The 14,589-nt window shown below is 40.2% G+C and carries 14 protein-coding genes; all 14 read left to right on the top strand.

Annotated features, from left to right (window positions below):
• Window position 1: 1 nt before the first annotated feature.
• The 14 genes from EG365_RS18645 to EG365_RS18580 all read left to right on the top strand — a co-directional run bounded on the left by EG365_RS18645 (window position 2) and on the right by EG365_RS18580 (window position 14,540).
• Entirely contained in the window at window positions 2-1,357 is a 1,356-nt protein-coding gene (locus tag EG365_RS18645; protein ID WP_000080989.1) for a 3-carboxy-cis,cis-muconate cycloisomerase, read from the top strand.
• Complete coding sequence (pcaD, locus tag EG365_RS18640) at window positions 1,354-2,139, top strand: 3-oxoadipate enol-lactonase (RefSeq protein ID WP_000814777.1); 786 nt, start codon at window positions 1,354-1,356, stop codon at window positions 2,137-2,139. The genes EG365_RS18645 and pcaD overlap by 4 nt, the downstream gene beginning before the upstream one ends.
• A gap of 42 nt (window positions 2,140-2,181) precedes the next feature.
• Window positions 2,182-3,537, top strand: coding sequence for an MFS transporter (locus tag EG365_RS18635; protein WP_000168125.1), 1,356 nt, complete (start codon window positions 2,182-2,184; stop codon window positions 3,535-3,537).
• A 15-nt stretch (window positions 3,538-3,552) separates the two neighbouring features.
• The gene (gene pcaC / locus EG365_RS18630) at window positions 3,553-3,966 is read left to right on the top strand and encodes a 4-carboxymuconolactone decarboxylase (protein WP_000997505.1); all 414 of its coding nucleotides are present in this window, start codon (window positions 3,553-3,555) and stop codon (window positions 3,964-3,966) included.
• 10 nt (window positions 3,967-3,976) lie between these two features.
• Window positions 3,977-4,702, top strand: a complete 726-nt coding sequence (gene pcaH / locus EG365_RS18625; protein ID WP_000077912.1) for a protocatechuate 3,4-dioxygenase subunit beta — start codon at window positions 3,977-3,979, stop codon at window positions 4,700-4,702.
• A gap of 14 nt (window positions 4,703-4,716) precedes the next feature.
• On the top strand, window positions 4,717-5,346 hold the full coding sequence (gene pcaG / locus EG365_RS18620; RefSeq protein WP_001067206.1) for a protocatechuate 3,4-dioxygenase subunit alpha: 630 nt from the start codon (window positions 4,717-4,719) through the stop codon (window positions 5,344-5,346).
• A gap of 68 nt (window positions 5,347-5,414) precedes the next feature.
• Window positions 5,415-6,242, top strand: a complete 828-nt coding sequence (aroD, locus tag EG365_RS18615) for a type I 3-dehydroquinate dehydratase (RefSeq protein ID WP_014462804.1) — start codon at window positions 5,415-5,417, stop codon at window positions 6,240-6,242.
• Between the two features lie 19 nt (window positions 6,243-6,261).
• Window positions 6,262-7,713 carry a right-handed parallel beta-helix repeat-containing protein gene (locus tag EG365_RS18610; RefSeq protein WP_001094713.1) on the top strand — a complete coding sequence of 484 codons (1,452 nt, stop codon included), beginning with the start codon at window positions 6,262-6,264 and terminating at the stop codon, window positions 7,711-7,713.
• A gap of 59 nt (window positions 7,714-7,772) precedes the next feature.
• Complete coding sequence (locus EG365_RS18605; protein WP_001134254.1) at window positions 7,773-9,092, top strand: carbohydrate porin; 1,320 nt, start codon at window positions 7,773-7,775, stop codon at window positions 9,090-9,092.
• Window positions 9,093-9,174: 82 nt separating this feature from the next.
• On the top strand, window positions 9,175-11,604 hold the full coding sequence (locus tag EG365_RS18600; protein WP_000004234.1) for a glucose/quinate/shikimate family membrane-bound PQQ-dependent dehydrogenase: 2,430 nt from the start codon (window positions 9,175-9,177) through the stop codon (window positions 11,602-11,604).
• A gap of 630 nt (window positions 11,605-12,234) precedes the next feature.
• Entirely contained in the window at window positions 12,235-12,702 is a 468-nt protein-coding gene (locus EG365_RS18595; RefSeq protein ID WP_001211835.1) for a DUF6438 domain-containing protein, read from the top strand.
• A gap of 135 nt (window positions 12,703-12,837) precedes the next feature.
• Complete coding sequence (locus tag EG365_RS18590) at window positions 12,838-13,251, top strand: YeeE/YedE family protein (RefSeq protein WP_000095339.1); 414 nt, start codon at window positions 12,838-12,840, stop codon at window positions 13,249-13,251.
• A gap of 4 nt (window positions 13,252-13,255) precedes the next feature.
• Window positions 13,256-13,669 (top strand): DUF6691 family protein, encoded by a 414-nt coding sequence (locus tag EG365_RS18585; protein WP_000789128.1) that lies wholly within the window; start codon window positions 13,256-13,258, stop codon window positions 13,667-13,669.
• Window positions 13,670-13,673: 4 nt separating this feature from the next.
• Window positions 13,674-14,540, top strand: coding sequence for an MBL fold metallo-hydrolase (locus EG365_RS18580; RefSeq protein WP_001187023.1), 867 nt, complete (start codon window positions 13,674-13,676; stop codon window positions 14,538-14,540).
• Window positions 14,541-14,589 lie beyond the last annotated feature (49 nt).

Genomic DNA, 14,589 nt, shown 5'->3' with positions numbered 1-14,589 from the left:
CATGAGCCAGTTATATGCCAGCTTGTTTTACCAAAAAGACGTCACTGAAATCTTTAGTGATTCATCTTTAATCACCTACATGATTCAGGTTGAAGTTGCGTTAGCCCAAGCGCAGGCACAAGTTGGCGTGATTCCTCAAAATGCAGCAAATACCATTGCCCAAGTAGCTGAACAGGCGTTAGAAAAGTTTGACTTTTCGGCTTTGGCGGTAGCAACTGGCTTAGCTGGGAATATCGCAATTCCATTTGTAAAACAGCTTACGGCAATTGTTAAAGATACTGATGAAGATGCTTCGCGTTATGTGCATTGGGGAGCAACCAGTCAGGATATTTTAGACACAGCTTGTATTTTGCAATGCCGTGATGCGTTGAATATTGTGGAAGGTCAACTTCAACAGTGCTACACCACAGCATTACACCAAGCTAAACAATATCGCCATCAAGTCATGATTGGGCGTACATGGTTACAGCAAGCTTTACCAATTACCTTAGGGCATAAACTTGCTCGTTGGGCTTCTGCATTTAAACGTGATTTAGACCGTATACAAGCTATGAAATCACGTGTGCTCACTGCTCAGTTAGGCGGTGCTGTGGGTTCATTAGCTTCTTTGCAAGACCAAGGTTCGCTTGTGGTCAGCGCATTTGCGAAGCAACTGAATCTGACTGTACCAACAAGTACATGGCATGGTGAGCGTGATCGTATTGTAGAAATTGCAAGTGTGCTTGGCATGATTGTCGGGAATACGGGCAAGATGGCACGGGATTGGTCACTCATGATGCAAACTGAAATTGCAGAGTTGTTTGAGCCAACCGCAAAGGGTCGTGGTGGTTCATCGACCATGCCGCATAAGCGTAATCCAGTTGCGGCAGCATCCGTATTGGCCGCGGCGAATCGTGTACCAGCACTGATGTCTAGCATTTATCAAAGCATGGTACAGGAACATGAACGTAGCTTAGGTGCATGGCATGCAGAGTGGTTAGCAATTCCAGAAATCTTTCAGCTTTGTGCTGGAGCATTAAGCCGTACTGGTGAAGTTCTACAAGGTTTTGAAGTTAATGCTGAGCATATGCAACAGAACCTTGAGTGTACCAACGGGTTAATTATGGCAGAAGCGGTGATGATGGCACTTGCACCCAAGATTGGACGTTTAAATGCTCATCATTTGGTTGAAGCTGCATGTAAAACAGCAGTAGCACAAAACCAGCATTTGTTTGATGTTGTTAGCCAACTAGATGAAGTAAAAGGGCAGTTTAGCCAAGAAGAGATAAGGAATATTTTCAAACCAGAAAACTATTTAGGCAATATTCAGCAACAGATTGATGCGGTTTTGAAAGAAGCACAAGGAGAGTCAAAGTGAAACAGACTATTAGCAATCGTCAAGGAAAACAGTTAGCAGTTTATACAGATTGTCTAAAAGATGCTCCTGTACTTGTGTTTTCTAATTCATTAGGAACAGACCATGGTATGTGGCAATCTCAGCTGAATGAATTAAAAAGTCATTTTAATGTCATTACATACGACACACGTGGTCATGGTGAAAGTGATGTAATTAGTGACACCACATTGCAAAACTTAGCTGAAGATGTTGTTGATATTTTAGATGCCTTGAATATTGAAAAAGCTCATTTTTGCGGCATTTCAATGGGCGGAATTACAGGGCTGTGGTTGGGTATTCATCATCCAAATCGTTTTAATAGCATTACAGTTGCGAACTCAGCAGCCAAAATTGGTCAAACCGAGGCTTGGTTAAGTCGTGCTGAATCGGTAGAAAAAAATGGTTTAGCCGAGCTAGTTAAAACTACCCATACCCGCTGGTTCAGTGAAAAATTTGACTATCAGCATAATGTGGTTGCACAGACAACGATTCAAAGTCTCGCAAACACGCCAGCACAAGGTTATGCCAATGCATGTCGCGCTTTAGCGTATGCCGATTTGAGAAATGAAATTGCACAAATCCAAATTCCAACGCTACTGATTGCAGGAACAGAAGATCCGGTAACGACAGTAGCAGATGCCGAATTTATGCAGAAGGCGATTAATAACAGTCAGCTTGCAAAACTCGAAGCATCCCATCTTTCTAATATTGAGCAACCACAAAGATTTACTCAGGAATTGACTAGATTTATTCAGCAAATCTAATCGCTTAGTAATTTAAAAGGAATTGGCCTTAAGGAGGCAAGTATGGCGTCTCAGGATTACGCTACACCAAGCAAAAGCATCGATGCTCAAGCACTGATTAATGATGCTCCACTTAGTAAATATCAATGGATGATCGCAATCATCTGTTTCTTAATTATTTTTACTGATGGTATTGATACAGCTGCAATGGGTTTTATCGCTCCAGCATTGGCTCAGGACTGGGGCGTAGATCGCTCTCAGTTAGGACCAGTGATGAGTGCTGCACTTGGTGGAATGATTATTGGAGCTTTAGTTTCTGGCCCGACAGCTGACCGCTTTGGCCGCAAAATTGTTTTAGCCTTTTCGATGCTTGTATTTGGTGGGTTCACCTTGGCATCTGCTTATGCAACCAACTTGGATAGTCTTGTCGTTTTACGGTTTTTGACAGGTATTGGGCTTGGCGCAGCTATGCCGAATGCGACCACTTTATTTTCTGAGTACTGTCCAACCCGCATTCGCTCATTACTCGTGACATGTATGTTCTGTGGCTACAACTTGGGTATGGCTACAGGTGGTTTTATTAGCAGTTGGCTGATCCCGACCTACGGTTGGCATAGTTTATTTTTGCTCGGCGGCTGGTCACCTTTAATTTTAATGATTTTAGTGATTTTGGTGTTACCTGAGTCTTACCGCTTTTTAATTGTGAAAGGCAAGAATCCAGAAAAAGTACGCAAAATCTTAAACCATATTGCACCAGCACAGATTCAAAATGCGACAGCATTTCATGTGCCTGAAGAAAAAACAGAAGTTGTTCAAAAGAAAAATGTCTTTGGAATTATGTTTTCTAAGCCATATGCCAAAGGTACGGTTTTGCTTTGGGTGACTTACTTCATGGGACTCGTGGTTGTTTACTTGCTAACAAGTTGGTTACCAACACTTATGCGTGAAACAGGTGCTTCGATGGAGCGCGCTGCATTTATTGGCGGTTTGTTCCAGTTCGGTGGTGTGGTGAGTGCATTGTTTATTGGTTGGGCAATGGACAAATTCAACCCGAACCGAGTTATCGCCATTTTCTACTTTGCCGCAGGTCTATTTGCAATTGCTGTCGGTCAAAGCTTAGGCAACTCAACCTTACTTGCAGTATTGGTACTTTGTGCGGGTATCGCCATTAATGGTGCGCAATCTTCGATGCCGGCGTTAAGTGCACGCTTCTATCCAACTCAGTGCCGCGCAACTGGTGTGTCTTGGATGACGGGTATTGGGCGTTTTGGTGCGGTATTTGGTGCGTGGATTGGAGCTGTGTTACTCGGTAATGATTGGTCGTTTACCGCCATTCTTAGTTTATTACTCATTCCAGCGACCGCTGCTGCTGTTGCGGTATTTATTAAATCAATTGTTGCGCATACCGATGCAACTTAATAGAGGTCTATCACAATGAATGATGAACAACGCTATAAACAAGGCATTGAGGTGCGGACTGAAGTTTTGGGTGAAAAACATGTTGGTCGGTCTTTGCAGAACCTAAATGACTTTAACCAGGATTTCCAAAATTTTATTAGCCGTTATGCATGGGGTGAAGTGTGGTCTCGCCCAGGCTTACCACGTCATACCCGTAGTTTAGTGACTATCGCAATTTTATTGGCACTGGGCCGCGAAGATGAACTACGCATGCATTTACGTGCTTGTTTCAACAACGGTGTAACTAAAGAAGATTTAAAAGAGCTGATCTTACACAGTTCACTCTATGCGGGTTTACCTGCTGCAAACGCTGCAATGCATATGGCTGAAGAAGTCTTTAAAGAGTTGGGGATAGAAGTAAACCCAATTGCAGCGAAAGAACAGGATTAAGGAGATAAAGATGTCACAACATAGCTGGGGTGCTTACGCCCAACGTAATACAGATGATCATCCACCAGCGTATACGCCAGGTTATAAAACAAGTGTATTACGTTCGCCAAAAAATGCATTGATCTCAATTAATGAGACTTTAACAGAAGTCACTGCGCCGCATTTTTCTTCAAATCTGTTTGGCCCAAAAGATAACGATTTGATTTTGAACTATGCCAAAGATGGTTTGCCAATTGGTGAGCGTGTCATTGTTCATGGCTATGTTCGTGACCAATTTGGTCGTCCTGTAAAAAATGCACTTCTAGAAGTATGGCAAGCCAATGCTTCTGGTCGTTACCGCCATCCAAACGATAAGTTTATTGGTGCAATGGACCCTAACTTTGGTGGGTGTGGTCGTACCTTAACTGATGAAAACGGTTTTTATATTTTCCGTACCATTAAACCGGGTCCATATCCATGGCGTAACCGTATTAATGAATGGCGTCCAGCTCATATTCATTTCTCTTTAATTGCTGATGGTTGGGCGCAGCGTCTGATTTCGCAGTTTTATTTTGAAGGAGATACGCTCATTGACACTTGCCCGATCTTAAAAACGATTCCTTCTGAAGATCAACGTCGTGCCTTGATTGCACTAGAAGATAAAAATAACTTTATCGAAGCAGATAGCCGTTGTTACCGTTTTGACATCACTTTACGTGGACGTCGAGCGACTTACTTCGAAAATGATTTGACTTAATCGGGAGCACGAGCATGAACAACTGGAATTTTCAGGAATTAAAAGAAACTCCATCTCAAACAGGTGGTCCTTACGTTCACATTGGTTTATTGCCACAACAGGCCGGTATTGAAGTTTTTGAAAACAACTTTAATAACCAGTTGGTTCAAGACCAAACCAAAGGTGAGCGTATTCGTCTTGAAGGTCAAGTGTTTGACGGATTAGGTTTACCGCTACGTGATGTACTCATTGAGATTTGGCAGGCCGACGCAAATGGTATTTATCCAAGTCAGGCAGATACGCGTGAGCAAAAAGCTGATCCGGCATTTCAAGGTTGGGGCCGTACAGGTGCAGACTTTGAAACGGGTGTTTGGAGCTTTAATACAATTAAGCCGGGCGCGACAGCAGGCCGTAAAGGTTCAACTCAAGCACCTCATATTGCATTAGTCATTTTCGCTCGCGGTATTAACTTGGGTCTTCATACACGAGTTTATTTTGAAGATGAAGCAGAGGCAAATGCTAACGATCCAATTCTAAATAGCATTGAATGGGCACCACGTCGCCAAACACTTATTGCGAAACGTTTTGAAGAAAATGGTGAAGTTGTTTACCGCTTTGATATTCGTATTCAAGGCGATGACGAAACTGTATTTTTTGATATTTAAGAAACACCTAAGGCTACACCTGATTATTCAAGGATGCGTGTAGCCTTTTTAAGGATGAACCTATGAACATGAAAACATTATTAAGCCTAAGTTTGCTTGCACTCCCATTTTTTACTGCACAGGTAAATGCTGAACCTGTTGCTTTAGCTGCTCAGGCACAACCTGCCGCTACAGCCGTTAAAACGATTGTTCCGATTACCGCAAAAACTAAAGAACAAGCATTGGCACAAGCTCAAGTCATTGCAAATACGGCAGATGCTGATTTAGCAGAGTTCCGTATCGATTTATTAAGCTTTGCCAGCGATACAAAACAAGTGATTGCCTTGGGCCATGAGTTGAAAAAGATTTTAGGCAATAAGCCAATGATTGCCACTATTCGTACAAAAAACGAAGGGAGTCAGCTTGAAATTAGTGATGCTGATTATGGTAAGACTTATCAGGCTTATTTAAAAAATCCGTTCATGGACTGGTTAGATGTTGAAATGTTCCGTGATCAAAAAGTAGTTTCAGAAATTGTTCAAAAAGCACATCAAAAGAAAGTGCTTGTTGTCATGTCTAATCACGACTTCCAAAAAACACCAAGCCAAGATGAAATTGAAAAACGCTTGTTAAAACAAGATCAAATGGGCGCAGATGTTCTCAAAATTGCTGTAATGCCTAAATCTAAACAAGATGTCTTCACTTTAATGAACGCAACTTTAAAAGTAAGCCAGCAAACCACTAAGCCATTATTGACAATGTCGATGGGGCAATTAGGTACGATTTCTCGTGTTGCGACTGCCAATATGGGCGGAAGTTATAGCTTTGGCATGATTGGTCAGGCTTCTGCACCGGGTCAAATTGATGTGACTAAGCTCAAACAGATTTTACAAACCGTTCAACCAACAAACCCGTAAATCATAAGGATATGATGAAATGAATACATTACGTTTAACTACTCTTGCATTAGGTTTGATGGTTTCAGGCATAGCTGCGGCTCAAACTTATGTGGTTGACCGTTATCAAGACGATAGCAATAAAGGCTCTTTACGCTGGGCAATTGAACAAGCCAATGCAAACCCAAGCGAAGCTAGCGAAATTTTGATTCAAGCAGTAGGCAAAGCGCCTTATGCGATTAAATTAAATAGTGCACTTCCTGAAATTAAAGCACCTGTCAAAATCATTGGTACTCAGTGGGATAAAACTGGCGAATACATCGCAATTGATGGTTCAAACTATATTAAAGGCGAAGGTGCAAAAGCTTGTCCAGGTGCAAACCCTGAGCAGTACGGCACCAATGTACGTACTATGACTTTACCGGGGTTGGTATTACGTGACGTCAACAATGTCACTTTAAAAGGTTTAGACATTCATCGTTTCTGTATTGGGGTATTGATTAACCGTTCAAGCAATAACCTTATTCAACACAACCGTATTAGTAATAACTATGGTGGTGCTGGTGTTATGTTGACGGGTGATGATGGTAAAGGTAACCCAACTGCAACCACGACTAATAACAACAAAGTCTTAGATAACATTTTCCAAGACAATGGTGATGGCTTAGAACTGACACGTGGTGCAGCATTTAACTTAATTGCGAATAACCATTTTGTTTCAACCAAAGCAAATCCAGAACCATCACAAGGTATTGAAATTTTGTGGGGTAATGACAATGCCGTAGTTGGTAATAAATTCGAAAACTATTCAGATGGCTTACAGATTAACTGGGGCAAACGTAACTATATCGCCTATAACGAAATGACCAATAACTCGATTGGTTTCAATATGACGGGTGATGGCAACATTCTTGATAGCAATAAAGTACATGGTAACCGTATTGGTGTAGCCATTCGCTCTGAAAAAGACGCAAATGCAAGAATTACATTGACTAAAAACCTGATTTGGGACAATGGTAAAGATATTAAACGTTGTGAAGCAGGTGGTTCATGTGTACCAGATCAGCGTTTAGGGGCAATTGTATTTGGAGTACCTGCACTTGAGCATGAAGGGTTTGTTGGTTCTCGTGGTGGTGGTGTGGTGATTGAACCATCTAAGCTTCAAAAGACATGTACTCAGCCAAATCAACAGGACTGTAATGCTCAGCCGAATCAGGGTATTAAAGCTCCTAAGTTAACAGCGAATAAAGGTTCAGTTACAGTAGAAGTTAATGGTTTACCAAACCAGCGCTATCAAGTTGAGTTTTTTGGCAACCAAAATGCAGCATCAAAAGAAGCTGAGCAATATTTAGGAACAATAACAGTAGCTACAGATACCGAAGGTAAAGCAAAAGCCAATTGGAAACCAACAGTCAAAGTTGCCTCAATTACAGCAAATGTGACTGATCGCTTCGGTGCTACATCTGAGCTCGGGTTTGTGCAAGTTAAATAACAAAAAATAAGGCGCCTCAAAACAGGGGCGCATTTCAGAAAAGACAAAAGGGACTTGAAATGCCAAATGTAATGAAACTGAGTGTGCTAACAATTGCTGTATTGGGCAGCCAATTTGCACTTGCAAATGAGCCATGGTCACAAGACCGTCAATGGTTGCTAGGCGACTGGAATGGAAAACGCCAGCAATTAGAGCAGCAGGGCTATAAATTTACGGCTTCTATTATGAGCCAAAGTGCCACAAATTTAAATGGTGGTTACAACGACAGCAATACTTTTGAAAATGCTGCACAACTTTCTTTAGGTGCAAACCTAGATTTAGAAAAAATTGCTGGTTGGAAAGATACAACAGCGAGCCTAGTCGTGACTAAACGTGACGGCAATGCATTAACTCTTGAGCGTATTAAAGACCCACGTTCTAGCCAATTGGGCAATGCTCAAGAAATTTATGGTCGCGGGAAAATTTGGCGTTTATCCCAAGCATGGGTGAAGAAGGGCTTTGTTGATAATACTGTACAGGTCAAATTTGGTCGTATGGGAATGTCAGAGGACTTTAATAGTTCTCAATGTGAGTTTCAGAACTTATTGCTTTGCGGTGGGCAGTTAGGAAAATCAATTGGTTCAATTTGGTATAACTCACCAGTCGGTGTTTGGGCTACAAACGTTAAATATCAGTTTGCACCTGAATGGACTTTAGGTGTTGGTGTGTATGAGGTCAATCTAGACAATATTAAAACTGAATCAAACAGTGATGGTTTTAATCTGGATATGAATAACGTCAAGGGTGCTACCATACCAGTTGAACTTGCATGGAAACCAAAACTTGCTGCTTTTAATGGTTTACCGGGTGAATATAAAGTAGGTGCGCTGTACTCAACCGCAGAAGCAAATGATATTAAAACTGCGGGTAAAGTGCATGACGGAAAACAAAGCTTCTGGATTAATGCACAGCAACAACTTAGCCATGCCGGCCAAGATCCGAAACGCGGTTTATATGTCAGTTTTAACAGCGTTGTAAATGATAAAGCAACGACTTTTGTTCAAAGTACGCAACAGCTTGCTCTTTGGTATAAGGGACCGTTTGATAGCCGTCCAAATGATTCGATTGGCTTTGGTATTGCCAATTATGTAGTCAATGATCGTGCTAAAGATAAACAGATCGCGACAAACGAAAGCCGCGGATACTATAGCTATGATCCGATTGCATCTGACTATATTCCAATTCAAGACGACGAGTTAAATGTCGAGTTGAACTATACCTATCAATGGTCTCCGGCCGTCATGTTACGTCCAAACATTCAATATATCCATCAACCTGCTGGTGTGAAAGAAGTCGATGATGCTTGGGTGGCAGGCCTGAGTGTAAAAGTTAATTTTTAATAATATTGATGGCTGGTTAGACATAGTTTAACTGGCCAAAATGCTTGAACTATTCGGGTTCAGTATATGTGGAGTAGGATCTATGTCTGAGTCAGATTCTAAGTTTCATATCTTATTCAAAATATGGTGTTTTATTTTAGGTTTAGCTTTATTGGCTACTGGTATTTTTTATATCGTGGGCGGTGGAAAGCTAGTATCTCTCGGTGGTTCCTGGTATTTCCTTATCTCAGGACTGTTTATAACCATTTCAGCAATTAGTATTTTCCGAAAAAAAGCGCTGGGCGTCTGGATTTTTGCGGCTGTTTTTGTTGGTACCGTAATTTGGTCACTCATTGATGCTGGATGGGAGTTTTGGCCGTTATTCTCGCGCTTAATGTTTCCTGCTGGTCTTTTTGCTGCGTTGTTATTTACCTTACCTTCAATTCGACGCTACCAATTTCAAACTAGTTTGGCATCTTCAGCCTATGCCGTAGGTGGCTTAGTTGTTGTGGGAATGTTGATTGCGCTCTATCAAATGTTCCAACCGCATCCAACAGTAGCAAGCTCAGGTGAAAAACTACCTTTAGTACCAGTTGACCCATCTAAAAAACAGGTGAATTGGGAAAATTATGGAAATGATGCGGGTGGTAGTCGCTTTGTTGCTCTCGATCAAATTAACCGAGATAACGTTCATAAACTAAAAGAAGCTTGGCGCTTTAGAACAGGTGATTTTACAACGGGTAGCGGTAATGGTGCCGAAGACCAAATGACGCCGCTACAAGTTGGAAATAAAGTCTTTTTATGTACGCCACATAACAACATTTTTGCAATAGATGCCGACTCGGGCAAACAACTCTGGAAAGCTGAGGTGAACTCTACAGCCGATGCTTGGGAACGCTGCCGTGGTGTTGCATACTTCGATTCAACTAAACCACTGGTGCAACCAACTTTAGCTGGTGCAACTCCGGTCAATACTGTTGCCAGCAACACAGCCTGTCCACGCCGTGTATATACCAATACGCCAGATGGCCGTTTAATTGCAGTCAATGCAGATAATGGTCAGCGCTGTGCGGACTTTGGTGTAAATGGAACGGTTGATCTACTCGAAGGCCTAGGCGGTGGGACTAAGGCTCCACGTTTTGAAGTGACTTCTGCACCGACTATTGCTGGAACAACTATTGTGGTGGGTAGCCGTATTGCCGACAACGTGGCAGCAGATATGCCGGGTGGTGTAATACGTGGTTATGACGTGATTACGGGTAAACTTCGCTGGGCATTTGACCCGCGTAATCCAGATCCTAACTATGTTCTTAAACCGGGTGAAACCTATAAACGTAGTTCGGCAAACTCTTGGGCTGCAATGTCATATGATCCACAAATGAATACAGTGTTCCTACCGATGGGTAGTTCATCTGTTGACATTTGGGGTGGTAACCGTAATCCGTTAGATCACAAATACAATACTTCTGTTTTGGCACTTGATGCGACAACAGGTAAAGAAAAGTGGGTATATCAAACTGTTCATAATGACTTATGGGACTTTGACTTACCAATGCAACCAAGTCTAGTCGACTTTCCATTAAAAGATGGTACGACTAAGCCAGCTGTTGTGATTGGAACCAAATCAGGTCAATTCTTTGTCCTTGACCGCGTAACTGGTAAACCGCTAACTAAAGTGATTGAACAACCAGTGAAAGCGGCAAATATTCCGGGTGAGCAATATAGCTTAACTCAACCGCGTTCTGTTGAAATGCCTCAAATCGGTAATCAGACTTTAACTGAGTCAGATATGTGGGGTGCGACGCCGTTTGACCAACTGATGTGTCGTATTAACTTTAAGTCAATGCGTTACGAAGGTTTATTTACCGCACCGGGTACTGATGTTTCATTAAGCTTCCCTGGTTCTTTAGGTGGCATGAACTGGGGTAGTATTGCTTTTGACCCGACACATCGTTACATGTTCGTAAACGATATGCGTCTTGGTTTATGGGTTCAACTCATTAAACAAACACCTGAAGATATTAAGATTCAGGCGAGTGGTGGCGAAAAAGTAAATACAGGTATGGGTGCTGTACCAATGAAAGGTACACCATATAAAGTGAATAAAAACCGCTTTATGTCCGCTTTAAGTATTCCTTGTCAAAAACCACCGTTTGGTACCATGACAGCAATTGACATGAAAACTCGTCAGGTTGCATGGCAAGTACCACTTGGTACAGTTGAGGACACTGGACCACTTGGTATTAAGATGGGCTTGAAAGCACCGATTGGTATGCCAACTATTGGTGGGCCAATGGCAACTCAAGGTGGCTTAGTCTTCTTTGCTGCAACTCAAGATTATTACTTGCGTGCTTTTGATTCATCTACAGGTAAAGAGCTGTGGAAGTCACGTATGCCAGTAGGTAGTCAAGGTACACCAATCAGCTATGTTTCACCTAAAACAGGTAAACAATATGTTGTGGTTACCGCGGGTGGTGCACGACAGTCTCCAGACCATGGTGATTATGTGATCGCATATAGTTTAGAGAAATAATGAAAGAGGGCAAAAGGATAAATTTTCTTTTGCCCTTATTTTTTTTAATATCTTTTTTCTATTAGAGTGTTTGCGTAAATTCTGTAATTTTAGTGAGATAGCTTTACCAAATAGTAAAAAAGTGCTTGAAGTTATTGCTAAACTTAAAATATTCCTATAATTGATTCATCCTGAACACTAGATATAGCCGAACTATTAAGCATTTTTTTATAATGTTTTACCTATAAATAAAATTTCAAAATTTATTAAGTTTTGTTTAACTTAAAGTTGTGAATTTTAATTAAAAATAAACATTATTGAGTTTTTAACTCTAAAAAACAGGTTTTTTTTGTTGGAAAAACGAGCGTAAATATATACTTATATTATATTTAAATAATGTATTGCATTAAGATAGAATGGTCGGCGCAGGTTATTACTACCCAGTAATAATTTGTATTTCAGGAATTTAAGCTTTAATTGGCTTAAGGCTCATCTAACGATGGGCCTTTTTTTATGTGCTTTATATTTTAATTTTCTTGATAACTAAAAATAGCCTAAGTAATAGCAAATAAACTATGAAAAATGAGTCTTTAATGACAATTTGCATATGATTTGTTAGATTAATGCCACTTGATAATAATAGGTGATGTAATGAGATTTTTAGTTCTTGCAACTTTATCCGGTTTGGCTTTAATGGGTTGTGCTTCTGTTCAACAAGCACCTAATACACAAGAAACCATTCGTTATGCTTCTAGTCCATGTTTCGGCGCATGCCCAATTTACTCAGTAGAAGTAACACCTACAGGTTTAATTCGTTTTGAAGGTAAGCAATATACAAAAGCAATTGGCGTTAAAGAAATTCAAGGTAGCGTAAAAGATTATCAAAAGCTTGCTGATGAATTAAAAACTTATCGTCCGCAAACAGGAACCCAATCTAAAACTGCAGGTTGTCAGCAAACTGCGACCGATATGCCTAGCTATTACATCACCTGGATTCAACCAAATGGTACAGAAACAAAATTAAGCCATTACACAGGTTGTATCTCTCCAGCAAATAATAGATTAAATAAAGTTATGGAAAAATTACCTGAACAATTAGGCATTAAAGATCTAATTTAATGATAAAAGCCTCAAAATCTTGGGGCTTTTTCTTGTTAAGAAGAATTATAAACTTAAAAGTTTTATATTAAGTATTTCTAAAAGAATCAGCGTATAATACAGATTATAAAAACATATATTGTTAAGAGTGCTTATATGTCAAGTATTGTCTATGCCTTTGTGGGTGGTTTATTACTCGGTATTGCAACAGTTGGGTATTTATATATAAATGGTCGTATAGCTGGAATTAGTGGTTTGCTTGCTCAATTCATTAGCCCATCTAGAGATATATTTAAAAGTTCTGCATTCTGGTTCATAGCAGGACTCGTGATTACACCTTTCATATATGGTTATTTCTATCAGCCTGAAATCGAAATTAAAGCCAATTCATTTGTACTTATTCTGGCAGGGTTACTTGTTGGTTTTGGTACACGACTTGGATCAGGCTGTACAAGTGGGCATGGCATTTGTGGAATGAGCAGGCTATCAAAACGCTCAATAATAGCGACCGCAGTTTTTATGTTTGCTGGCATGCTGACTGTTTATATCATTCGCCATGTGCTGGGGTAATCTTATGAAAAATATCTTTGCTTTTATATTTGGTGGTTTGTTTTCATTGGGGTTAATGATTTCTGGTATGTCTAACCCTGCAAAGGTTTTAGGGTTTCTAGATATTTTTGGGCAATGGGATATTAGCTTAATGTTTGTGATGCTAGGTGCTATTGCTGTGGCATTTATTCCGTTTCAAAGGGCTATTAAAAAACCAAAAACCATTTTTAATGAGCAAATTCAATTACCAACAAATACACAGATTGACCAAAGGTTAATTGTGGGTGCTTTTATTTTCGGTATAGGCTGGGGAATAGCAGGTATATGTCCAGCGCCCGCTTTAACTCTTATTGGATTAGGACATTTTGAAGCGCTTTATTTTATTGTCGCGATGTTAGTAGGAATGTTTATTTACCGAATTTTAAATAAAGGAAATTAAAGCTATGCAACAACCTCTAGTAAAAGATTTTTTTGATGAAAATACCAATACTTTTAGCTATGTTGTTGCAGATTTAGCGACTCGTCAATGCGCAATTATTGATAGTGTGCTTGACTATGATGCTGCTTCGGCCACTACAAAAACAACTAATGCTGATCTGATCGTCGATTATGTCTTGGCGCAAAACTTCAAAGTACAATGGATTTTAGAAACCCATGTACATGCGGACCATATGACTGCGGCTCAATATTTAAAATCTAAATTGGGCGGTACAATTGCGATTAGTCAAAAAATCTCGGTAGTACAAGAAACATTTTCGGCTATTTATAATTTTGATTTTAAGAAATTTAATGAAAATCAACCTTTTGATTATCTATTTGAAGATTATGAACATTTCAAAATAGGGGAAATAGATGCCTATAACATTCCTACACCAGGGCATACACCTGCTTGCTTAAGCTATGTGATTGGTGATGCTGTTTTTGTCGGGGATACTTTATTTATGCCCGATTATGGTTCGGCCAGATGCGACTTTCCTAAAGGAAGTGCTGCTGCACTTTATGATTCGGTACAAAAACTTTATACACTTCCCGACGACATGCGTATGTTCTTATGCCATGACTATAAGCCTGAAGGCCGTGACGAATATATCTGTCAAACAGATATAAAAACTCAAAAGCAAAGCAATATCCATTTAAATCGACGAGTTTCCAAAGAATCATTCATAAAAATGCGTCAAGAAAGAGATGCTACTTTGGCAATGCCAAAATTAATTCTGCCTTCAATTCAAATTAATATGAACGGTGGAAATTTTCCGGAACCTGAAGCGAATGGCATCCGCTATTTAAAAATCCCATTTAATTACTTTTAGAAATAGCCTAAGCAAAAATAAAATTAATCTTATGGAAATAGCCTAAGTA

Source organism: Acinetobacter sp. FDAARGOS_494 (assembly GCF_003812225.1).
Classification (GTDB): domain Bacteria; phylum Pseudomonadota; class Gammaproteobacteria; order Pseudomonadales; family Moraxellaceae; genus Acinetobacter; species Acinetobacter baumannii.
Note: the sequence above shows the minus strand (reverse complement) of the source record. Positions and strands in the feature narration are given on the sequence as shown.